Raw genomic sequence first — 23,014 nt, 5'->3', positions numbered from 1 at the left:
AGAAAGCCACCCTCGGGTGGCTTTTTCGTTTTTTTGCCTTCGGCAAGCTGCGGCGCTGGTCAATCGCGCCGAAGTGATTATGCTGATGGCCTGCCTGGGAGATAGAAATGGCCTACGAATTTGATCTGTTTGTGATTGGTGCGGGTTCTGGCGGTGTACGCGCGGCCCGTTTTGCTGCAGGTTTCGGCGCGAAAGTAGCCGTAGCCGAAAGCCGCTATTTGGGCGGGACATGCGTCAACGTGGGGTGCGTACCTAAAAAGCTGCTGGTTTACGGTGCGCATTTTGCTGAAGATTTTGAACAGGCTTCAGGTTTTGGCTGGAGCCTGGGAGAGGCGAACTTTGATTGGGCGACCCTGATTGCCAACAAGGACCGAGAAATCCATCGCCTGAACGGCATTTACCGTAACTTGCTGGTGAACAGCGGCGTCACCTTGATGGAAGGTCACGCCAAACTGACCGGGCCGAACGAAGTTGAAGTCAATGGTCAGCGCCACACCGCCAAACATATTCTGATCGCCACCGGTGGCTGGCCGCAGATCCCCGAGATCCCGGGCCATGAGCACGCGATCAGCTCCAACGAAGCGTTCTTTCTCAAAAAGTTGCCCAAGCGTGTACTGGTCGTGGGTGGGGGGTATATCGCCGTTGAGTTCGCGGGGATTTTCCACGGCCTGGGGGCCAAAACCTCCTTGCTGTATCGCGGTGAAATGTTCCTGCGCGGTTTTGACGGTGCGGTGCGCAAGCATTTGCACGAAGAGCTGACCAAGCGCGGGATGGATGTTCAGTTCAACGCCGATATCGAGCGTATCGACAAGCAGCCTGACGGCAGCCTCAAGGCCACGCTCAAAGACGGTCGTGAGCTGGTCGCCGATTGTGTGTTCTACGCCACGGGCCGTCGTCCGATGCTCGATAATCTGGGCCTGGAGAACACCGGGGTCAAACTCGACAAGCGCGGCTTCGTTGAAGTGGACGATCTGTACCAGAGTGGCGAACCGTCGATTCTGGCTATCGGTGATGTGATCGGTCGCGTGCAGCTGACCCCGGTGGCACTCGCTGAAGGCATGGCCGTGGCACGCCGCCTGTTCAAACCTGAGCAATATCGCCCGGTGGATTACCAAATGATCCCGACAGCGGTGTTCAGCCTGCCCAACATCGGCACAGTGGGCTTGAGCGAAGAGCAGGCGGTTGAAGCCGGGCACAAGGTGCAGATTTTCGAGAGCAGCTTCCGGCCCATGAAACTGACCCTGACCGAATGCCAGGAACGTACGCTGATGAAGCTGGTGGTCGATGCCGACACCGACAAGGTGCTGGGTTGCCACATGGTTGGCCCGGAAGCGGGAGAGATCGTGCAGGGACTGGCGATTGCCTTGAAGGCGGGGGCGACCAAACAGCACTTTGACGAAACCATCGGGGTACACCCGACGGCCGCCGAAGAGTTTGTGACCATGCGTACACCGGTTAAACGCTAAATCCCCTGGCAAGCGCGGGTAGTCGCTGCCGAGGCACGAGAGCTGCGAGCCTTTATCGATTCAAAGCTCGCAGCTCTCGTGCCTCGGCAGCGACTACGGGTTTAGCGTTACGCGATGTTGTTAACGGAAGTCGGCATACGGAATCAACGGCTGTACCGGCAATGGCAAGTTGCCCTGCCAGACGTCGAAGGTATAACGCAGGTAGAGCATCGCCCGGCTGGGTGCGTAGCTGTCACTGTGTTGATAGAGCAAACCGCCTCCCAGTACCAGATGGTCCGACAGCCTGCGCTCCACCAGTCCTTGCAGGCGGTAGCCGATACCCGTACTGCTGCCGCCCGACGTCTGGCCCAGGCCGTCGGCCAGCTGGAAGCCTCGCTCGTCCAGTCCCTGGATCAGCTTGTCGTTCAGCCCGCTGAGTGGGTAAAGGTCATTGGCGTCAGTCTTGGCATACGACCAGCTCACCGAGCTTTCCAGGGCCACCGACCAGTTGGCGGTACGGAACGCATAGTTCAGCGGCACGCCAATCGAATAGTACTTCTGCGGGCTGTAGTAGCCGCCCTGGCCCAGGGTGTACTCACTCAAGTCCTTGTCATACCCCCAGTACATCAGCGTCAGACCGGTGCGCATACGTTCGTCGGCGCGTTCGACCAAACGATAGTAGTAACCGGCCATGGCCGTGCTCTTGTGGTTGTCTTCTACGTTCTTGCCGCGCAACCAGTGCTGGCCGAAGCTGGCCCATACGCCGTCCACGCCACCCTCGTCGTGGCTCAGGCTCAAGGTCAGGCCGTTGGAGGTGACACCGCCCCAGGTAATCCCTGTAATGGGGTCTGTGGCACCGGCATAGGACAGGATCGAGTTGCTCAAGGGGCGACGCGAGCCGGTCAGGGTCCAGCCCACGGACTCGAACTTGCTGCTGTAGGCCACGCCGCCCAGCCAGTTGGGCACTTTGAAGTTGTCCGGCGTGCGACCGATGTCGACATTCCAGACTTCGTTCTTCCAGCCAGCGGCCATCATGGTGCCGTTGACCGACTGGGAACTGTCTTCGCAACCTGACAAGTCGGGGCTGGTAGTGCCCTTGACGTTGTATTTCACGGCGCAGGTACCGTAATTTTCGCGAACCAACCCGTCGGGATCGGCACTGAATTTACCCGCATCCATATTCAGCTGTTCTGCACGTAAAAAGCCGGTGCCATCCGCCACTGGCAGGTCCAGTTGCAGGATGGTGGTGCGGGTATCCGTATCTGATGTACCGGCAGAGGCGTTGTCCGAGCGCCACCCGTAATCGGTGTACAGGTGGACCGTAGGATTTTGCCGCTGGTACAGCTCATCCACGTCGCTGCGCAGGCTACGGGCCAGCCACTGATCATCGTCCTTCTCGCGACTGGCCATGGTCATTGCGCGGTTGTCGCGAGGGTTGGCCTGCTCAGGAGTAATCAGGCCCGCGGCAGCCATACTCTTGGCGTAGTAATCCAGTGCCTGTTGCGGCTCCTTGACCGACATCAGCCGCGCCGCATCGCGGTACACCAGCGGATCGGCCTGGGGTGACTTGAGTAGCTGCGCGTAGATGGCCCGGGCTTTGTCAGGCTCGCCCACGGCGACCCAGGCATTGGCCACCCGTCGTTGTTCGGAAGAGGTCAATACGGTGCCGGGGGCCGGATTGAACTGTGCCAGTTGTTGCCGGGCTGCAGGCAGTTGCCGGTTGGCAATCAGGGTTTCGATTTGCCCCAGTCGTGCCCCGGTATTGGCGGGATCCTTCTTCAGCACCTGGCCATACAGGCTTTGCGCTTGCTCGAAGTCGCCGCGCTCCTGGGCCCAGCCAGCGACGGTCATCAGGTCGTCGCTGTCGCTGGTTTGCATCAACAGGGCAATGGCTTGCGGTTCATGACCTTCTGCGCGCAGGCGTTCGGCGCGGGCAACCAGTACGTTGCGCTGCAGGCGTGAGTCCAGCTCACGCATGGAGTCGGTCCATTGCGCCTTGGGCAATTTCTCCAGCGCGCTCAGGGCGCTGGCATCGCGATCGGTGTTCGACAAATAAAGCGCGTAGGCGTAGATGGCTTCCGGGTTTCGCCCCTGGCGGTTCATCAATTGCTTGAAGCTGTCATCGGCTGCGCCAGGCTGGTTGATCTCGCGCTGGGCGTTGGCCAGGCGGTAAGTCACCCAGGGTTCATCAGGGCTCAGGTTGCGGATCTTGCTCAGCAATGCGGCCACTTGCGGCCAGTCCTTGCGCTCGGTAGCCGCATCGGCCTGCTGGTTCAGTTCGTCCAGCTCCATGCTCTGGCGCAGCCCGGAGAATTCCTTCTGGCTGGAGGCGGGCAGGCCATTGAGAAATGCCTTGGCCTTTTGCGGGTCCTGGGCGCTGTACAAGCGAACCAGCCCCCTGACGGCGCTGCCATTACCCGGTTCCAGGCGACGGGCCTGCAACAGCAAGGCTTCCGCCTGGATATCGTCATGCTCGGCCTGTGCAACGCTGGCCAGGCCAATGAGTGGGTCGGCATCGGCGGGCTTGGTCTTGCGGGCCTGAGAAAATGCGTTACGTGCCGCTGGCAGGTTCTTTTGCTCAAGGGCCTTGTCACCTTGGCTGAGCAACATGCGGTAGCGGCTGGCGTCCATCAGGTCCTGCCACTTGCTGATGTTGGAGGTGTCTTGTTCCTTGGTTCGCGCCGTGGAGAAGCTGGTGTTGGCTTCGGCATAGCGGCCCTGACGAAACAGCGCCATGCCCAGGGCACCGTAGAGGGTCGGATCGTCCGGATATTGTTTGAGGGCGCTGCGCAATTGCCCTTCAGCGGCCACCGGATTGCGCGACTGATCAATCATCTGCTTGCCTTGAGCCCCTGCGTTCCACGCCGGGTCGCCAAGCAAACGCTGCTGTTGTTGCAGGTTCTTGTTGGCCTCACCGATCAGTGGAGAGTTGGGGTAGCGGGCGATAAACCCCTGCCAGGCCTGGGCCGTAGTGCGATCGATGGGTAATGTGCCGAGGTAGGTGTACTCACGCTCTGCGGCGGCGTTACTGGCAATCGGGTCGCTGGACAGTTCTTGCAGGACCACCAGGGCTTCTGGCGCCCTTTTTTCCCGAAACAGCAAGTCGGCCAGGGTTTGGCGCAGCCCGGCGTTGCCCGGGTATTGCTTATCCAGAGCCCGCAGTTGATCGATGACTTGAGGATGCTGGCCCGGGATATTGCTGCGGATACGCAGGTACTCCAGCGCCGTGGCGAAATCGGGTGGTGCATTGCCAAACAGTCGCTCGAAAATTGCAGCGGCCTCTTCAGGTCGGCCAGCGGCTGCAAACAGGCGCGCCTGCTGCAGGTCTTTGAGGCTTTGCGGGTCTTGCAGCTTCATCAGGCTCTGGGCCTGGCGCAGCGCCGCTGAGTCGGGGGCAACGCTTTGCAATTGCGCCAGACGCTGGCGGGCCAGATCCGGATTCTTGTCCAGCAATGCCTGGCGTATAGACGCGACCAGCGCCTGCGGGTCGTTGGGGGCGATCAATTGCAGCCGTGCCAGTGAGGCGCGTACCAGATCTTCCCGGTACATGGCTTCACCGATACGTACCTGCTCCAGTAGCCACTGTTGCTGTTCCTGCACCGTGGTCGGTTGTGCAATGGCTGCAGTGGACAATCCACCGAGCAGGAACGCCCACGTTGTTATTTTTGGCATGTCTTGATCCACGAAGGTAAAAGCTGCCCATCCTTGTCAAAGCGATAGCGTTCTTCATCCCAGCCCTGGCCAAACAGCAGCAGCGACTGGTTGTAATAAGCATCCGCCGCAGGCGGTTGTTGCTGGATCCGTGCCTGTTGTACGGCCAGTGCAGGGGAGTCCAGACTTGCCAGTAACGGCAGCATGGCGGCGGAAAAACCCACCGGGCCCGTTCCGGTGTATTTACCGGTCACTGCATTCACGCTTTCCGGTGGATAGCCCAGGGTTTGAGTCAGGTTGGCCATCGGCGCAAAGTGCTGTTGCAGGACCTGACGGTTGGCTGCGTCCGGAGCCAGCATGCCGACCCACAGGTAGACGCGAATGGCATCGTAGTCGCCCTGGGAGCCGTCCTTGGTGTCGGGAGCCCAGCCACCACCGGCTTTCCATAACAGCCAGTCGGGGGCAAAACCTTTGGGTGAAGTCTCTATCAACATGCGCTGCTGATTGCTCGCCAGATCAGCCCATATCGGTGAAATCCGGGCAAAGCGTGCCAACAGTTGCGGTGGCAGATAGCTGGGGTTCAGGCGCCAGCCTTTGGGGCTGTCGAACCCCACATCGCCGGGCAACAGCATCAGGCCCAGGCGGGGTAATTTGCGCAGGCTTTGGGCCGCACTGCGCCAGAGGATGTTCTGCCCCAGCGCGACGTACTCGGGCCACTGCCACAGGCGTCCGGCTTCAAGCAGGCTGTAGGCGATCCACAGATCGGCATCGCTGGCATTGTTGCTGTCCAGGATGTGCCACTGGCCGCTTTTGTCGCGCCCCCATTGCCAGGCAGGCAGATGACCTTCAAGGCTGCCATCTGCCAGGTTATTGCGGGTCCATTCGAGAATCGAGGCGAAGCTTTTCCTGTCGTTGGCCAGCAAGGCAAAAAACAGCCCGTAACTCTGGCCTTCCGACGTCGTGATCAACTGCGTCGACGAGGCATCGATGATGCGCCCGTCGCTGCTCATCATGGTTTTCTTGTAACTGTCCCAGGCGGGCCAGTCACAGGATGCCGCACTCGCCACCAGGGGAAGACAACCCAAGGTCGAAGTCAGGGCGAGTGCCGCCAGTCGTTTCATGGCCTTAGTCATCCTTGTGCAGACGACGGTTAGCCGCCCAGCTCAGGGCACGCCACAGCAGGAAGGCGCTGAGCAGAACGCTGATCACGGCCAGTATGGCCAGCAATACCGGGTGCTCTGACAGCTGGTACCACAACAGCAGGTACCACGGCAGGTTGCCGACAAAGTATTGATCACCGACCAGTTGACTGTAGACGCCGCTGCTGCGAACCAGTGCCACAGAGCCTGCCACCGCGTCCAGCTTGCCGCTGTCGCCCAAGGCCTCGCGCAGCAGGTTGTAGTCGGCATCCTCATTGCCCAGCAATGCGACGATGCTGCGCTGATTGTGGGTAGGTGACTGCATGCCCAACATGGCCGCAATCGGTGCCTGGGCCGTCACTTCGGTTTTGTTGGCCGGTGTGTTGCGACCGTCGGTTGACGGCCCGCGGCGGTTGTTGGCATCAATGCCAGTAGTACCATAAGGCTGCACCAGCATGTCGTGCTGACGTTGCAACAGCACGCTCATGTCCGGGTTGTCGCGCAACTCCGGGGCCATCTCGCCCAGTAACAGCAAGTCGACATCCTCCTTGGACGCCGACGCCCAGTCATCGCTCAGGCGCACACCAAAGGCCGGGTAGCCGGAGCGGGCAGAAATGCCGGATACCGTTTCAAGCAGGGTGCTGATCTGTGTCGGTGAAGCGTTGCTTGGAACCACCACGATGGATTCGGACATGTCGGCCATGCGGCTGAACGGGAAGCCGCTGCGCACAAATGCCTTGAGGTCCGGCATGCTGATGTAGTGGTGATAGCCGGACATGTCGATGGTGGAATCTTCATCGATGATGGCCTGGGTGTTGGCCGGCAGGATGGTCTGGCAGCGATCACGCTGGGAACTGCCCACGGTGCTGGCAAAGTTGAAATCGAAACGCAGGCGGTTGCGGTCGCCAATTTTCAGCGAGGGTACGATCAGCTTTTCATTGACGTTTGCGGTGTCATTGGACAGCACCGCCAAGCGCAGCTCTTCCAGGTTGCTGGTGTCTTTGCGCAGCAACGGCAGGCTGGTGATGAACTGGTCGTTGAGGCTGATATTGAGGCGTGAATCATCATTGGCCGACGGTGCGGTGTAGCGGTATTGAGTGCGCAGCGGGATACCCTGGTTACGCCACACGAAAAGATCGGGTGGCAGGTTTACATCCAGGGTGATGGGACGCGGCTGCAACCCGCTGACCTGCAATTGTTGCGGGTAGGTAATCAGCTCGGCAAAACGCACTGGCCGGTCGGTCCGCATCCAGGCCGGAGCATCGTAGGGTTTGCGCGGGTGCAGCTCCTGAACCTTGTCGATGGTAACGCGCGAACCGCGCAGCAAATTACCGCCCAGGGCCAGAGCCTTGGCAGCAGTGGTCAGGTCTTCTTCGTTGCGGCCCATGATCAGCAGGACTTTGCTGTAGGGCGCATCCGGGTGATCGATCATTTCGACCACAGGCGCCGTCACGGCCGGGAATTTTTCCAGGTCGCTCATGAAGGCCGGACGGTGATCGTTCGTGGCGAAGACTACGGTCGGTTGCACTGCATCCTTGTTCTGTACCCCTGGCAGCGTATCGAACGACACCGGGAAACTTGCGCCACGCCAGTTGGACTGACTGCCAAAGTAAGAGGCCAGGATCGTGGCCGCTTTCTGTTCACCCAGCGTCGGGTTGGCGGCGAACACAAATGGCAGTTCCAGCTTGCTGTTGTTGCGTGGATCAAAGAACGGCAGCGGGAAGAACGCCAGGTCGTTTTGCAGGCTCAGGGCCTGTTCTTGCAAGGTAATAGCGCTACCGCGGCTGATATTGACCCACAACGTGTTGTTGGCCGGGTCTTCACAGATATCGGTGTAATGACCGACAAACTCCAGCCGCAGGCGGTTGAAGTCCGAAATCAGCCGTGGATCAAGGGCTATTTTCTGCGTGGTTTTGCGCCCCAGCTGGTCTTTCTCAATCGGCAGAACGCCCATCAGCACATCGTTGAGGTACACCCGGATATGTGAAAGCGTCGGGATCAATGCAGGTGAGGGCGTGTAGTCCAGCTGCAGGCTGGCATCGCTGGCAATCCGGTCGCGACGCAGGCTGAACTCCACCACGTCTGAGCTGTTGATCCCTAGCAGCAGGGAGTCTGTGGCTCGCCCCAACTGTTCGAATGAGTAGGTGACTGGCCAGCTTGGCAGTACCTGATCCGTCTGGGCGACCGCCGGCTTGGGCAGTGGAGCGGGCACAGGTGAATTGCCAGGTAAAGGCAAGGGGGCCGACATAAGCTGCGAGGCGAAGGTCATCAGCGCGAGGCTGGCGAAGATAGCTTTTTTAGATAGACGACTCATGATCTGCTCACTGGCCGGGAGATAAGGGGGGTAGGTGCTTCGGGCATGCGCGGCAAAAAGCTGCCCAGCCACTGAAAAATGAGCAAAAACGGTTTCGCGATGACGCGTATCCACTTGGGCAGGTATTCATAAAGGCGGTAATAGCCTTTGACGCCCAGGGCCAGAATCTCCTTGAGACTCTGGATCGGCTTGTCAGCCTCAAACCCGCTGTTGTGGTCAAGCCAGGCATCGGCGCGGCCAAAGGTGCACTGCACGAACTCGATCTTTTGTTCGGGCGGCAACTGGGCAAAGCTCAAGCCGATAAACCGGTCGCTGGAGCGGGTCAGAGTACCGGTGAACACAAACTCGCGGTTGCCCCGCTGAAGGATCAGCGATACCTGTGTGCCGACGGGCAGTTGCAGGGCCTGGCTCACTTGCAGGCCGACGCCACCATCCGAGTAGTCCACCAGTTCACAAGGGTAGCTGTGCCCGTCGGACAATCTGATGGCCCCTGGCAAACGGGCAAGTACACGGTGCGTGGTGCGCACCTGGCGCACCTCGGCCGCAACGGCAACCGCAGCACCAATGATCAGCAGGTTGTAAATCACCCACAGCACACTGACGAGGATGGTGAAGATCTCATCCTTTGGCCCGGTAAAGAGGCGCCAGACGGCAAACCCCAGGCCGACCACGTTGAGCACCGACAGCACCAGATACGGTTTGGCGGTCTGCCAGTCGAACTGGTTTTCTTCCATCATGCCGCCCTTGGCGGTCACGTTGAACTTGCCCCGCGACGGGCTGAACAATGCCACGGTGGTGGGTCGTGCGATGTACCAGGCCAGCACGGTCTCGTACACCTCGCCCCAGAATGTCTGGCGGTAGGCGCCTTGCATCCGTGAGTTGGTGAGGCTGGCGTGGATCATGTGCGGCAACACGTACAGCAGGATCATCACCGCCGGGGCGTAGATGATGTAGGCGTGCAGCAACAGGAAGGCCAGGGGCGCAGTGAGGAACACCAGCCGTGGCAACCCCACCAGGAAGTGCATCATGGCGTTGGTGTAGCAGATGCGCTGGAAGATGGTCAGGCCCTTGCCCAGCAGCGGGTTGTCGGTGCGGAAAATCTGCACCATGCCCCGTGCCCAGCGGATGCGCTGACCGATATGCGCCGACAGGCTCTCGGTTGCCAGGCCTGCTGCCTGCGGGATGCGCAGATAGGCCGAGGTCCAGCCGTTGCGGTGCAGGCGCAGGGCGGTGTGGGCATCTTCGGTCACGGTTTCGACCGCGAACCCGCCAATGGAGTCAATCGCAGTACGGCGCACGATGGCGCAGGAGCCGCAGAAAAACGCAGCGTTCCACATGTCGTTACCGTCCTGGATCAAACCGTAAAACAGCTCGCCTTCGTTGGGGCGGTTACGGAAGGTACCCAGGTTGCGCTCGAACGGATCAGGTGACAGGAAGTGGTGCGGGGTCTGTACCAGCGCCAGGGTCGGGTCACGCAGGAACCAGCCAACCGTCAACTGCAGGAAGGAGCGGGCAGGCATGTGGTCGCAGTCAAAAATCGCCACCAGATCGCCGTCGATCAAGGTCAGTGCATGATTGAGGTTACCGGCCTTGGCGTGGCGGTTGTCGGTCCGGGCGATGTAGTTGATGCCCACCTCTTCGGCGAATGCCTTGAAGCTTGGACGGTTGCCGTCATCAAGCAGGTGAATGCGCAGCTTGTCTTTCGGCCAGTCGATGCCAAGCGCGGCGTACACCGTGCCACGGGTTACGGACAGCTCTTCGTTGTACGTCGGAATCAACAGGTCGACGACCGGCCATTGCTCCATGTCTGCGGGCAATTGCGCCGGTTGGCGATTGAGCGGCCATGAGGTCTGCACATAGCCCAGCAACAGGATCAGCCAGGAGTAGGTCTCGGCGATCAGCAGAATCAGGCCGCAGATCAGATCCAGATTGTCGTTCCAGTTCAGGGTCGAGGTGTACCGCCACCACAGGTAGCGGCACGAAACGATGATCGACAATACGATCAGCAACAAGGTCGGAAAGCGTCCCGGCATGCGGCGCACCAGCATTGCCAGTACCCACAACAGGATCACGAACACCAGTTGCGCCAGATAACCGAAAGGCTCGGTGATACACAGCACAATCAAGGCCAGTGCGATGATGCCAATGCCGATGTAGAGCACCTTGCGCAGAGGCCACTGCATGGTGTTCCACCAGTGGGAGCCTTTACTGACCTGCGGGCTGATCGCCGTGGGTAAATGGGCAAAGGAATTGGACAGCAGGTTCCACGGACGCTGGACAATATTGAGCACCAACGACACCCAGGAGCCCAGGCGCTGACGGAAACGCTGGCGCCCGATCTGGTTCAGGTTCGGCGTACGCACCAGCAGCAGCCACACGGTTTGCACGACATAACGCAACGGGTCGCCAATGGTGGATCGCTTCTGGGCCAGGTGCGGATACAGGCGTCTGTGCTGATCACGCAAGGCTTTCCAGTTGCGCGACTCAAGGCGCAGAAAGATCCAGCCCAGGGCCTGGATCAGCGCCAGAATAAAGGCCGTGAACCGGGTGCAGTTCTGCTCACGCCGCAAGCGTGTGTAGGGGAACCAGTGCGCAATCATTCAGCCCTCCTGCCGCGAAGCAGGCACCAACTGGCCAGGCTGATGACATCCAGTGCAATCAGGCTGGTGGGTGCATAGCGGCCTGCGGGCTCGCTTCTGGCCAGGGCTTCACCCATGGCTTCGTCTGCGTGCAGGTTCACAGGCACCAGTGCCTGGGCATAGCGGTGCTGCCAGATCAGCAGCAGATCCCGCTGCAGCTGGCTGGCGGCATCGAAACGGTTGACCAGAAACAGTGGCGTTTGCGCCAGTTGCGGTTGCAACAATACGTGGCAGGCGGCGTCGGCGTTGAGCACCATGATTGAAATACTGCAGTGCGGGTTGGCCATGTGGCCTGGCAAGCGCTGCGGCAGATCGAACAGTATCCAGTCAAAGGCGTCGGCCAGCGCGGCCTGGCGCTGGCTCCAGAGTTGTGGCTGCTCAAGCAGCAGGCCGTCGAGCTGGATGAATTCGACCGGTTGCAGTTGCCCGTAGGGCAGCACGCACAGGCCGGGCTCTACACACCATGCATGCTCATGCCAGGGTTGCTGATCCAGAGTCGCCCGGGCCCAGCCCTCGCGGGGTGCCAGGTCCATGTTGAAATGCAGGCCGAGGGAGTTCTCCGGGCACATGTCCACCAGCAGTACCCTCTGTCCCAGCTCATGCAGCGCATGGCCCAGCGCCGCCAGGGTTGAGCTGGTACCCACGCCACCGCGCACGCCACGCAAACTCATGGCAATCATGGGGTGTGCTCCGTGTCTTTATCCAGATCAAGGGGCGGCGTGTGCTGCGCCTCCAGATAAGCCAGCAACGGCCAGCGCTCAAAAGCCTGCAACAGCTCCATATGCGCCGACACGTCGATGTATTCCAGGGCGTGCAATTCCATCATCGACTTGAGCCGGGCGATATCATCGGCACGCTCTTTGCGCGAAAGGATATCGGCGCTTATTTGAACCGCTGTGGGTAAGGCAGCCATCCGCCGTTCTCCTTGATTCGCACATAGGGCTTGCCGTTGTAATCAAGCACGACGGTCCCTGAGTTTTCAGATACTTTCGGGGTTTGTGGAAGATCGGTCAGCAGTCTGGACCAGTCCACGGTCTGGCCATTGCTCAGTGCAGGGTCGGCATACAGGCGCGCTATGATTTCGGCGACCGCCAGGTAGCTGCTTGGCTCGCTGATATGGACGGGCGAGGATTGGCCGTTGTCGCCCATGTTGATCAGCTTGATGCCAACCGGTACGTGGGTGATCGAGTCGCTCGGGATTTCGCGCATCCCGGCAATCTGCATGCGGTCACCATGCAGCGCGGCACCATGTTCGGGAACGATGGCCACCACCACGCGGCGTCCACTTTTTTGCAGTTCCTTGAGGAACGCATTGAGGTCGTCGAGCAGGACCTGTGCGCGGCTGCTGTAGTCAGCTGGCTGGGTACCGCCATCAGACTGCACTTGCCGGTTGCCGTCATGCAGGCTGGTGGTGTTGTAGAACAGCGCCATGTTGGGCGTGTCCTCGGCCATGCGGTGTTGCCACCACTTGCCCAATACATCGCGGTCGCGCCAGATAGGTGAGCCATCAAAACCTACGTACGTCCTTGGCAGGCCTGCAGGGACTACGCCCAGTGCCGGAGGAGGCAACTGGCCCTGCTCGCGGACTTCCTGGAGGAAGCCGTCGAATGCGCCCGTGTGGTTGAGCATCAGCTCGTTGGAGAAACCCAGCTTGCGCAAGTCATCGAACAACAGGCATTGATCTGCCGGTTGCTTGTAGAGCTGTGCATGGGAGGTCTGGCCGCAACTGGCGCGCATCAAACGGATAGCTGCAGGGCCACTGTAGGCGGTGGCCGAGTTGAAGTTGTCGAAAATCACGTCCATCTGACTGAACAGCGTGTTATCGCGCAAGCCCACGGCTTCAAGGTCATCCCAGGCCATGGAGCAAATATTGATCACCAACAGGTCAAAAGGCGGCGGCTTGACGGCAGGCTCCTTGAAGTCGACTTTGCGGGTCGATTCAGTGAGGTAAAACTTGTCCAGATAACCATTGAGCGTCGCATCGTCCGGCTCGCCCACGCTGCTGGTTTGTCCACCGGTAACGGCTTGAGTGCCGGCCATTTGTGGCGCGACCGAAGGGGGCAGCAGCCATTGCAGGTTACCCATGCCCAGCCAGGCAAAACCCAGCAGGGTGAAGGTCGTCAGGCGCAGCCACTGATTGAGGAACAGGTAGCCCACGATCAACAGCAGCAACATGGCGCACACTTGCCAGTCGATGAATCGCCCCAGCAACTCGACCACGTAGTCAAAGGAGAAATCCAGTACCCCGGGCTGTGCCAGCAACCGGGAGAAGGGCGGGAACCAGGTGTCCTGATACAGCAGCGCCACGGCCACCGGGATCGCAATCAGGGTGCGCGCACGGCGCAGCACAGGGTTGGCGATCGGGATCAGCAACACCACCGCAAAAATCAGGTTGGGCAATATCTGGAGATTCAGGTGCCCTGTCCAGGCCAGCAGGAACTTGGCCAGGAAATACAGGTTCCAGGCTCCCAGGCCGCGCCAGGGTCCGGCAATTTTTTGCGCCGGTGCGTCAGACTTAAACAGACTCATCAGGCGTTCTCTGAGCAGGGCTGGCAGGCATGCGACGTCTGACGCCGCACGATTTCATATAGCGAGGTGACAGGTACTGCTCGAAATGCTTTTTCAGGAACATCCGGATGCGCTGCCAGAACAGCGTCAGCAGTATGGTGACCACACAGGTCAATGCAATGACATCGATCAGCTCAAGGAACGTCATGACTGTGGCTCACTGAGAGGAAGCGTGAATCGTTGAGGATTTAGCGGTGCACGCTCACTGACGCCCGGTGTCGGCATGATGGCCGGTGCCTCGACGGGGATATGCAAATGCGCCGGTACCGCCCGGGCCTTTGTGAAGGTCTGTGCAGGCAGGTCGGAAGGCCCGCTCAACATGCGGCGCTGGGTGAACATGTCACGCCAGGGCAGACGACAGATGTTGCCCAGTGCCGGCTCCAGTCCATCTGCACGGCAGGCAAACAGAAACAGGTACAGCTCACCGTCCAGCAGGCAGGCGAAGTCGCCAAAACGACGAAGGCACATCTGGTTCAAAAACAGTTCCTCGCCCAGTCCCGGTACAGGCTCGAACTTCATCAGCTGATGGGTCACTTCACCTGAGCTGTCCCTGTAGATCTGCGATACGGCCTCATAAAAGTCATTGGGGCTGACCAGCCCGCGAATCTGAGGCGGGCGCTGACGCTCAAGCAGCGTCTTGAAGTCGATGCTCTGGGTGTATTGCCAGCGTTGGCCCTGAATGCTTTCGATCATGCTCAGGAACCTGGAAAGCAGTGTGCCGTCGGGAACGATCATGTTGGCGCCACACGCCAGCAGCAGGCGCTCGTCGCGATAGCGCACCGACGGCTCCATTTCACGTACGACGATTTTCAGTTCGGGGCCGCAATGTTCCCGTAAGTCGTGCAGCTGCTGGGCCAGTTCGAGTAGCTGGTAACTATTGTCGATGCCCACGATAACGGTGGCCGCACGGGCAGACTCGGCGGCTTCAAGCAACGCCTCACGGCCTTCGAACAGGTACCAGTGTTTAGACATCGACGGCGCACCTTCCAGTACGGTGCGCTCGGCGAGGTACACGTGCTGATCGTCGGCCACCCGTGGCTGGGTATCGACCACCGCTTGGGGAATCAGCGTCAGGGCATTGCCTTTATCGGTGAGTTTGAATTCCTGGCCAGCAGTGACACCCAGTTCGTTGTGCCAGAAGTGCAATTGGTAGCGCAGATCGCCGTTGAAGCGGTACAGGCGACTTAAACCGGACAGGGGCTGGTTAAGTTGCAGCAATTGGGCATGCAGCAGCGCAGCTTCGCCGTGGGTAATCACCAATAGCGTTGCGTTGCGCTCAAGCAGCCACCCGCGTATGCGCTCGATCCAGCGTTGCAACTGGATGGCCGTAGTCGATTCGGCCCAAGTGTTCGAGGGCAGCACCAGCAGGATCTGGCTTGAAGGGAGTATGCCGGCACGGCCAAGATCGCGGGTCAGCGTGGCCAGTCCAGGCTCTATGACTCTCTGGGCGATTTCGAACAGTTTGAGCTTGCCGGGACCGCGATCGGGTGCCATATCGCTGATGATCGGCTGGACCGAACCGGCACCTGCAATCAGCGTGGCTGGCACGCTTTCGGGTAATGCTTCAAGAAATTGCCTTGCCAGCAGTTTTGCGTCAGTCGAGTGATCGACCGTGACCCAATACAAGCCGCCTGCGCGCAACACAATCTGTTGATCCAGCAATCCGCTGATGGCCAAACTGATATGAACCAAGCGTAAAGTCCCCCCAGGGAAAAGCATTTATTGAGGCGTCTGGTACTGTCATTCATGCAAAACAATCACTTGCGCCTTTTGGGGTTAACCTTTTATGGCGCCAATTATATGACTATCAACATGTTACCCAGTAATTCTGGCCGTTTATTGTTATGGGCGTGCTGCCTGCTTTGTCTGTCACAAGCGTAGTACTACAGCTCAGGTTGTGTCGGAAAGTCAGCAGCTTATCACCGGAAAATTATCAAACCCATGATTTGCAGCGTTAAAAAGTCAAAAAAATACCGCTTATGTGAATCAAGTCATTAAATTGGCACTTTGATTGTGGGGGTTGACTGGCAAGGGCTGCAGGGCATGCAAGGCAGGTTTTGCTGTGTAAAGTGCCTGAGACGGCGGGGTAGAAGGGGGACTAAAGTGCTCTCCCGGCTTTCTGACGGGCCTTTTGCGTGCTATTGCTTAGGTGGTTCATCGCGAACTGAATACTTTCGATCAGGTTCTCCCTCAGAGCCTGACCCCGTAACCAAGATGTCCATGAGGTGTATCTATGCCAGTCAAGCACGACTTGTTACAGGACTTGGGGCTTACCAAAGAGGCCATCAGCAAGTTTCGCAGCGAAAACCCTCATCTGAATCAGCTGTTTGTGCAGTACGGCGAAAAAGATGCCGAAGTGGTTGAGGCTGAAGCCAACGATGCAATAGGGGTTGCGGATGATGTGCTGCGCAAGCTCAAGGAGCAGCGCCTCCTTATCAAGGATAAAATCGCGCAAATCTTGAGCGCTTAAGTCATCGCACGTTGCAGGAAGTACACATGTCTCAAATCATCAAAATTGTGGCCACATTGCGCGCCAAACCTGGTCATGGCAGAACGGTAGAACAGGCCCTGCGCGCCTGTGTCGAAGGCTCCCGAGCCGAGCCTGGCTGTCGTTTCTATGACCTGCACGTGGATCGAACCGATCCTGAGTGCTTTGTATTCATTGAAGGCTGGGCGGACATGGAGGCTATTGAGCACCACAAAACCACCCCGCACTATCAGGCGATGGCCCATGCGGTGGGTGATCTGCTGGCCCATCGTGAAGTGTTGCTGCTGGACGAACTGAGCACTTAAGGCTCAGGGGCAATGGTGCAGCACCCTGCGGCGGCCCCTGAACGGGGCCGCCGCTTTTATTGGGTCTGATTTTTACCCGCACTTTTCAAAATCTCGGAAGCGTCCTACAGCCTGTCGATCTCCTGCCCAATAGAATGTCGGGCTTACAAAAAGGAGATGTACCCATGGCGAACCCAGGTTATATGAGTATCAAGGGTGTGGCTCAAGGACTGATTTCAGCAGGCTGCTCAACCCCGGAATCCATCGGCAACAAATACCAGTCAAGCCATACCGACGAAATCATGGTGCTGGCTTACCGCCATAACCTCGCCAATATTGGCACCATCAACAAGCCCACGCACAGCCCGATTGTCATCACCAAAGCCATTGATAAATCCTCCCCGTTACTCGCTCAGGCGCTCTCAAGCAGAGAAGAAATAAACTGCACGATCAGTTTTTACCGCGTGTCTTCCTTTGGCCTGCAGGAAAAGTTCTATTCGGTTTCGATCAATGGCGCAGTCATCGTTGACCTGACGTCCGAGGTGCCCCATGTCGTTTTACAGGGCGACGCCGAGCCACAAGAGCAATTGGCGATTCGCTACCGCGAGATTACCTGGACCCATCATCTGGCAGGCACCAGCGGCTACAGCGCTTGGGGCCAGGAAGGATGAATCCCGATCGTTATGACCTCTGGGATGTCAACAGCGCCGCCAGCGGGCTGATCGGGCAAGCCATGACGGTCAGTGCTCGCCATCTTGGCGACGGTATGACGTGTATGCAGTTCAACCGGGAAGTTGCCTACTGCGCCAAACGTATTGTCGATGATGTCACCCAGGGCCATAAAACCCCTGAGCAAGGTATACAGGCCATTTTGCAAGAGCAGCGCGACCTACTGAACCAGTCGCTTGCATTGGCGCGTAAAGACGTAATCCCCCACACGGTGAGGCGCATGTCGCTTATGAGGCTCACCCAGCCCGTATACCGGCCCGACCCGCAGCGATTACTGCGGTATGTTCATGTTCAAGATCTCAAAACGCAGCAAAAGGCTCAAAGCCTGACCGCCGACGTGCCCTCGTCATTGCCTGCTCACGACTTGAAGTTTTTCCCCCGGGAACGCTGGCCTGAGCCCATAGCGCGACCGCAGGAACCGGGGTTTTACATCGTGCCGAAAAGCACGACGGCAGCCGCATTGCAGGCCCGGTTATTCACCTCGGGCAATCCCGCCGTTATCGCCAGATTCAAGGCCCTGAACCCTGGTCTGGATCAGGTTAAAGCGGGCCAAATGATCGTACTGAGTGATCCGAACAACCTGCAATGTACCCTCGAAGAAGCACAGTTGATGGCGGCTGCGGACAAGGTGAACACGGTCCTTCAGACCCTGACTCCCGATGAGGCCGATTTCATGGCTCGTCACCGAGACGAAATTGAATCGTTTCTAACCCTTGGCTCCACCTCAATTGGCACCGGGATGGCGGTGTTTGCCTCGAACCTGGACAACGTCAAAAGTGTGTTGCGCGACATCGAGGCGTTGCATCAACGCAGTTTTTTACGTGACGGACATTTGCGCTCACCTGAGTTTTTTGCCGAGCGCAAACGCTTGTTGAGACTACTGGACAGTCACCTTAATGGGTTGACCAAAAAGGGTATTGGCTTTCCTGATCATCCGAACCTGAAAAGTGCCCTTGGCATTTCCAGCCGCAGCCTGGTTCACCGCTGGACCAAGGCCGGTGCACCGGGTCAGATCCCGGGTTACGCCACGCATATGGACGGAGTGGCCAAGGCCGCCAAATACGTCAAGTACGGCGGCTGGTTGGGGACTGCCCTTGGCGGCGGGGCTTCTTATATGAAGGTGCAGGAAGTGTGTGCAACGGGTGACGTGCAGGCTTGCAAAAAGGTGGAACTCACTGAGGGTGGAAGTTTCCTTGGTGGAGTAGCGGGTGGCGCAATTGCGGGTTCAATTTTGACCAGCTCAACAGTGGGGGCTATTTGTCTCGGATTAGGCGTTCCGACTGTTGGGGCAGGTACGTTCGTATGTGGGCTGATAGTAGTAGGTGTGGGCTCTTTGACCGCAGGGGCATCCCTTGGATGGGCGGGTGAAAAAGCAGGTGAACTAATTTATGAGGTCTCACAATGAGCCTGAGCATCGCTGACACTATTTTCCTGTGTGGCAGCTTAATCGGTTTTGGGGGCGCGTTTATTTATCTTGGTATTGCGCTCTATATCGCCTATACCAAGATGGATGTGATGTTGGCATGTTTTAAAAATAGCCCATATATCATGATTCGAGCACCGATTCTAAATGGTGGGCCTTGGGGGCGATTATTCGTCTTGCGTGAAATTGTTGGCGTACTTCAAGTGCCAGGCTTGTACATACCTGATGGCGACGTATGCCCTGCAGATATCGATCAATTCCCTAAACAATTAAAAACGCGACTTATAATGCTTCAACGTGTGGGAGGTTATTTTGCTTGGGAACTAATGCTATTATGTATTGTTTTTCGCATCGACTGGGCGTCCATGAAGCCTCTGCGCCTTGGCATTGCCCTCCTTGCAATGGCCGCCATACCCCTGTGGATCGGTCTATGTCTGAGGGTGGCGAGTACACAGACAAACTTTATTGTCATGCACTTTAAAAACAGTTCGGCAATAAAAGCCCGAACAAAACTCAATGCTGGCGGACACTTTGCAAAGCTGGTTTTTATAGTGGCGCTGTCGGTGATAGTGGCCTGTGGGGTTTTTTTTGTAAGGCGTGGCACACTCGATGCTGCAGAGTTAGAAACCTTGCCGCGACAGCTTAAAGTCAAGCTTTCAGCTTTGTTTGTAATGATGGTAGTTATCGTCGTGAGTTTTATATTGCTTTACGTGTTCCGTCCGTAATCTTGGCGAGGATAAGATGCTTGAGCTTCTTGAAAATTGCACGACCGTAAATAAAGCTCAGGGGCAATAGTGCGTTCCCCTGCGGCGGCCCTTAGAGGCCGCCGTTTTATTTCACGGGTTTAAAAGTGAGCGGCATCCAGCTCATACAAGGATTCGCTGCCTGCCCGGATGGTGTGCTCAAGGCTCAACGTGCGCGGCAGCAGGCGGCTGAAGTAGAACTGCGCAGTGGCCAGCTTGGCGCTATAGAACGCCGGATCGGCATCCATCGAACGCTGCGCCACATCGGCCATGCGCGCCCAGAGCCAGGCGTACGCCACATACCCGAACAGGTTCAGGTACTCGACGCAGGCGGCGCCGGTTTCGTTGGGGTTGACCTTGGCCCGAGCCTGCAACCAGTCACTGATCTTTTCAAGACGCTGTACCGCGTCGAGCAACTCGCTGGCGTAAGGTTTGCCGGGACTTTGGGCAAAGTCGCGGATCTGCGCGGTAAACATGCGCAGGCTTGCACCGCCGTTGGCGATCACTTTACGACCCAGTAAGTCCAGGGCCTGGATCCCGTTGGTGCCTTCATAAATCTGGGCGATGCGCACATCACGGACCAACTGCTCCTGACCCCATTCACGGATGTAGCCGTGGCCACCAAACACTTGCTGCCCCAGCACGCAACTGTCGAACCCGGTATCGGTGAAAAAGGCTTTGGCCACCGGCGTGAGCAAGGCCACCAGCGTGCTGGCGTCCTGTTGTTCCCGGAGCTCAGGTGAGAACTTGGCGAGGTCCAGTTGTTGACCCACGTAGCTGGCGAAAGCCCGACCGCCTTCGGTCATGGCCTTCATGCTCAGCAGCATGCGTCGCACATCCGGATGAACAATGATCGGGTCGGCGATTTTTTCAGGTGCCACGGCTCCGGTCGGCGCTCGGCCTTGCAGGCGCTCGCAGGCATAGGCACGGGCATTCTGATAGGAGGCTTCGGCGCAACCAATGCCTTGAATGCCGATCGACAGCCGTTCGTAATTCATCATGGTGAACATGGCTGCCAGACCTTTGTTGGCGTCGCCAATCAACCAGCCCTGTGCACCGTCAAAATTGATCACGCAGGTGGCGGATGCCTTGATCCCCATTTTGTGTTCGATGGAGCCACAGCTCACGGCATTGCCTTGACCCAGGGAGCCATCGTCATTGATCAGTACCTTGGGCACCAGGAACAGCGAAATGCCCCGTGGACCGGCAGGCGCGTCCGGCAGTTTGGCCAGCACCAGGTGAATGATGTTTTCGGTCAGGTCCTGGTCGCCGCCGGTGATGAATATCTTGCTGCCGCTGATGCTGAAACTGCCGTCCGGCAGTGGTTCGGCACGGGTACGGATAATGCCGAGGTCGGTACCGGAATGGGCCTCGGTCAAACACATTGAACCGGCCCAGCGACCTTCATACATCGGGGGCAGGAAGATGCGTTTGAGGGCTTCACTGGCGTGGGCATCAATGGCCAGGCAGGCGCCGCTGGTCAATGCCGAGTACAGGGCAAAGCTTGCGTTGGCGCCGTAGAGCATTTCTTCGAATTGCACGGCCAGCATCTTCGGCATGCCAAGCCCGCCGAATTCAGGGTTGCCCGACAAGCCGACCCAGCCGCCTTCGATGTAGGTGTCATAGGCCGACTTGAAGCCCTTGGGGGTCGTCACCTGGCCTGCGTTCCACTGGGCGCCTTGCTCATCGCCACTGCGGTTGAGTGGAGCAATCAACTGGCCGGTGACTTTGGCGGCTTCTTCGAGAATCGCATCGCTGGTATCGGCATCCACATGGTCGGCCAGTGCGGGCAGTCGGGCCCAAAGCGCAGGGGCCTCGAACAGTTCGTGCAGGACAAAGCGCATGTCGCGAAGCGGGGCATTGAAATCAGGCATGTGAAGTCTCTTATTCTGGCAAAAGATTCCCTGCGGGAGCGATCAAGCCCGCTCCCACCGTTGATTCAGGTGGCGCGATTACAGCGCTTTGGCCATGTCGCGCAGTACGTATTTCTGGATTTTCCCCGTAGAGGTCTTGGGCAACAGGGTAAACACCACCGTACGTGGCACCTTGAAACCGGCCAGGTGATCGCGGCAAAAGGCGATGATTTCTATCTCGCGTACCTGCTGGTAATCAGCCTTCAGGGTGATAAAGGCGCAGGGGGTCTCACCCCATTTTTCATCCGGGCGTGCAACCACGGCGGCCTCCATCACGGCGGGATGGCGATACAGCACGCCTTCGACCTCGATGGTTGAGATGTTCTCGCCACCGGAAATGATGATGTCCTTGAGGCGGTCACGAATTTCGACATAACCGTCCGCATGACATACCGCCAGGTCGCCGGTATGGAACCAGCCACCCTCGAAGGCTTCGGCCGTGGCGCTGGGGTTCTTCAGGTATCCCTTCATCACCGTGTTGCCGCGCATGAAGATCTCGCCCATGGTTTCGCCGTCACGGGGCGTGGGGATCAGGGTCTTGGGGTCGGCCACCATCAGCCCTTCCAGCGTGGGGTAGCGCACGCCCTGACGGGACTTTATCTGTGCTCGTTCGGCCAATGGCTGCTCGTCCCACTTGTCATGCCAGGCACAAATGGTGACGGGGCCATACACTTCGGTCAGGCCGTAAACATGGGTCACCTTGATGCCCATTTCTTCCACGGCGCCAATGACTTTGGCCGGTGGCGCCGCCCCTGCAACCATTGCATGTACCGGGTGGTCGATGGCGGCCTTGGCTGACTCGGGCATATTGACCAGTGCATTCAGCACAATCGGCGCACCGCACAAGTGAGTGACCTGATGCTCGCGAATCAGAGTGAGGATTTTTTGCGGATCAACCCGGCGCAGAAACACATGCACACCTGCCAATGCCGTAATGATCCACGGGTAGCACCAGCCGTTGCAGTGGAACATCGGCAAGGTCCACAGGTACACGGGATGGTTGCCGATGGCCCAGACCATCTGGTTGCCCAGGGAGTTGAGGTAGGCCCCGCGATGGTGATACACCACGCCCTTCGGGTTGCCGGTGGTGCCTGACGTATAGTTGAGCGCAATGGCCTGCCACTCGTCTGCGGGCCACTGCCAGTCATACTCGGGGTCGCCTTCAGCCAGCAGTGCTTCATAGTCCAGTGTGCTGACAGGCTGGCCTTCGCCATATTCAGGGTCATCGACATCGATGATCAGCGGCGGATGGTCGAGCATGGCGACAGCGGCATGGACCACGTCATGGAACTCGCGGTCGGCAATCAACACCTTGGCTTCGCCGTGGGCCAGCATGAAGGCAATGGCTTCAGCGTCCAGGCGTACGTTCAGGGCGTTGAGCACTGCGCCGATCATGGGCACCGCAAAATGCGCCTCGAGCATGGCCGGAATGTTGGGCAACATCACCGCCACCGTATCGCCCTGGCCAATCCCGCGCCCGGCAAGTGCGCAGGCCAGTCGGCGACACCGGCTGTACGTCTGCGCCCACGTGCGGCGAATGGAGCCGTGAATGACGGCAGGGTAGTCGGGGTAGACGTTGGCGGTGCGTTCGATGAAGCTCAGGGGGGTCAGGGCAATATGGTTTACGGCAGTCGGCTCAAGGCCGTGCTCAAAAATCGACATGAGGGTCATTCCGGTG

The 23,014-nt window shown here is 58.6% G+C and carries 17 protein-coding genes; 6 read left to right on the top strand and 11 right to left on the bottom strand.

Features of this window, described 5'->3' with window-relative positions:
* The first annotated feature begins 107 nt into the window (after positions 1-107).
* Positions 108-1,466, top strand: coding sequence for a glutathione-disulfide reductase (gene gorA / locus VSQ83_RS12310; protein WP_326426904.1), 1,359 nt, complete (start codon positions 108-110; stop codon positions 1,464-1,466).
* 120 nt (positions 1,467-1,586) lie between these two features.
* Here the strand turns inward: gorA and bcsC are convergent, their stop codons facing one another.
* The 9 genes from bcsC to bcsE are packed head-to-tail and all read right to left on the bottom strand — an operon-like array spanning position 1,587 to position 15,448.
* On the bottom strand, positions 1,587-5,117 hold the full coding sequence (gene bcsC / locus VSQ83_RS12305) for a cellulose synthase complex outer membrane protein BcsC (RefSeq protein ID WP_326426903.1): 3,531 nt from the start codon (positions 5,115-5,117) through the stop codon (positions 1,587-1,589).
* Complete coding sequence (gene bcsZ, locus VSQ83_RS12300) at positions 5,105-6,217, bottom strand: cellulose synthase complex periplasmic endoglucanase BcsZ (RefSeq protein WP_326426902.1); 1,113 nt, start codon at positions 6,215-6,217, stop codon at positions 5,105-5,107. Before bcsZ ends, bcsC begins: the two co-directional genes overlap by 13 nt.
* A gap of 4 nt (positions 6,218-6,221) precedes the next feature.
* Complete coding sequence (gene bcsB, locus VSQ83_RS12295; protein ID WP_133078076.1) at positions 6,222-8,549, bottom strand: cellulose biosynthesis cyclic di-GMP-binding regulatory protein BcsB; 2,328 nt, start codon at positions 8,547-8,549, stop codon at positions 6,222-6,224.
* Entirely contained in the window at positions 8,546-11,149 is a 2,604-nt protein-coding gene (gene bcsA, locus VSQ83_RS12290) for a UDP-forming cellulose synthase catalytic subunit (protein ID WP_326426901.1), read from the bottom strand. The genes bcsB and bcsA overlap by 4 nt, the downstream gene beginning before the upstream one ends.
* Positions 11,146-11,868, bottom strand: coding sequence for a cellulose biosynthesis protein BcsQ (gene bcsQ, locus VSQ83_RS12285; RefSeq protein ID WP_219261870.1), 723 nt, complete (start codon positions 11,866-11,868; stop codon positions 11,146-11,148). Before bcsQ ends, bcsA begins: the two co-directional genes overlap by 4 nt.
* Positions 11,865-12,101, bottom strand: a complete 237-nt coding sequence (gene bcsR / locus VSQ83_RS12280; RefSeq protein ID WP_133078079.1) for a cellulose biosynthesis protein BcsR — start codon at positions 12,099-12,101, stop codon at positions 11,865-11,867. The genes bcsQ and bcsR overlap by 4 nt, the downstream gene beginning before the upstream one ends.
* Positions 12,071-13,717 (bottom strand): cellulose biosynthesis protein BcsG, encoded by a 1,647-nt coding sequence (bcsG, locus tag VSQ83_RS12275; RefSeq protein ID WP_219261871.1) that lies wholly within the window; start codon positions 13,715-13,717, stop codon positions 12,071-12,073. The genes bcsR and bcsG overlap by 31 nt, the downstream gene beginning before the upstream one ends.
* Positions 13,704-13,904, bottom strand: a complete 201-nt coding sequence (bcsF, locus tag VSQ83_RS12270; RefSeq protein ID WP_133078081.1) for a cellulose biosynthesis protein BcsF — start codon at positions 13,902-13,904, stop codon at positions 13,704-13,706. Before bcsF ends, bcsG begins: the two co-directional genes overlap by 14 nt.
* A complete protein-coding gene (bcsE, locus tag VSQ83_RS12265; RefSeq protein ID WP_326426900.1) occupies positions 13,901-15,448 on the bottom strand; it encodes a cellulose biosynthesis protein BcsE in 1,548 nt (515 codons plus the stop codon). Before bcsE ends, bcsF begins: the two co-directional genes overlap by 4 nt.
* A 541-nt stretch (positions 15,449-15,989) precedes the next feature.
* Between bcsE and VSQ83_RS12260 the strand changes: the two genes are divergently transcribed.
* The 5 genes from VSQ83_RS12260 (at position 15,990) to VSQ83_RS12240 (ending at position 19,405) form a co-directional block, all read left to right on the top strand.
* Complete coding sequence (locus VSQ83_RS12260; RefSeq protein ID WP_019822745.1) at positions 15,990-16,226, top strand: YdcH family protein; 237 nt, start codon at positions 15,990-15,992, stop codon at positions 16,224-16,226.
* Between the two features lie 26 nt (positions 16,227-16,252).
* A complete protein-coding gene (locus tag VSQ83_RS12255) occupies positions 16,253-16,549 on the top strand; it encodes a putative quinol monooxygenase (protein WP_326426899.1) in 297 nt (98 codons plus the stop codon).
* Between the two features lie 164 nt (positions 16,550-16,713).
* Positions 16,714-17,199 (top strand): Hcp family type VI secretion system effector, encoded by a 486-nt coding sequence (locus VSQ83_RS12250; RefSeq protein WP_219261874.1) that lies wholly within the window; start codon positions 16,714-16,716, stop codon positions 17,197-17,199.
* 104 nt (positions 17,200-17,303) lie between these two features.
* Positions 17,304-18,662 (top strand): hypothetical protein, encoded by a 1,359-nt coding sequence (locus VSQ83_RS12245; RefSeq protein WP_326426898.1) that lies wholly within the window; start codon positions 17,304-17,306, stop codon positions 18,660-18,662.
* Positions 18,659-19,405: a hypothetical protein gene (locus VSQ83_RS12240; RefSeq protein WP_326426897.1), complete on the top strand. Its 747-nt coding sequence runs from the start codon at positions 18,659-18,661 to the stop codon at positions 19,403-19,405. The genes VSQ83_RS12245 and VSQ83_RS12240 overlap by 4 nt, the downstream gene beginning before the upstream one ends.
* Positions 19,406-19,524: 119 nt before the next feature.
* On the opposite strand, the gene VSQ83_RS12235 is transcribed toward VSQ83_RS12240, so the two are convergent.
* Together VSQ83_RS12235 and VSQ83_RS12230 are read right to left on the bottom strand one after the other, a co-directional pair.
* Positions 19,525-21,297 (bottom strand): acyl-CoA dehydrogenase C-terminal domain-containing protein, encoded by a 1,773-nt coding sequence (locus VSQ83_RS12235; protein ID WP_326426896.1) that lies wholly within the window; start codon positions 21,295-21,297, stop codon positions 19,525-19,527.
* Between the two features lie 78 nt (positions 21,298-21,375).
* Positions 21,376-22,998, bottom strand: a complete 1,623-nt coding sequence (locus VSQ83_RS12230) for an acyl-CoA synthetase (RefSeq protein WP_133078086.1) — start codon at positions 22,996-22,998, stop codon at positions 21,376-21,378.
* Positions 22,999-23,014 lie beyond the last annotated feature (16 nt).

Origin of the sequence: Pseudomonas sp. DSV-1 (assembly GCF_035830915.1) — a bacterium.
Taxonomy (GTDB): domain Bacteria; phylum Pseudomonadota; class Gammaproteobacteria; order Pseudomonadales; family Pseudomonadaceae; genus Aquipseudomonas.
Note: the sequence above shows the minus strand (reverse complement) of the source record. Positions and strands in the feature narration are given on the sequence as shown.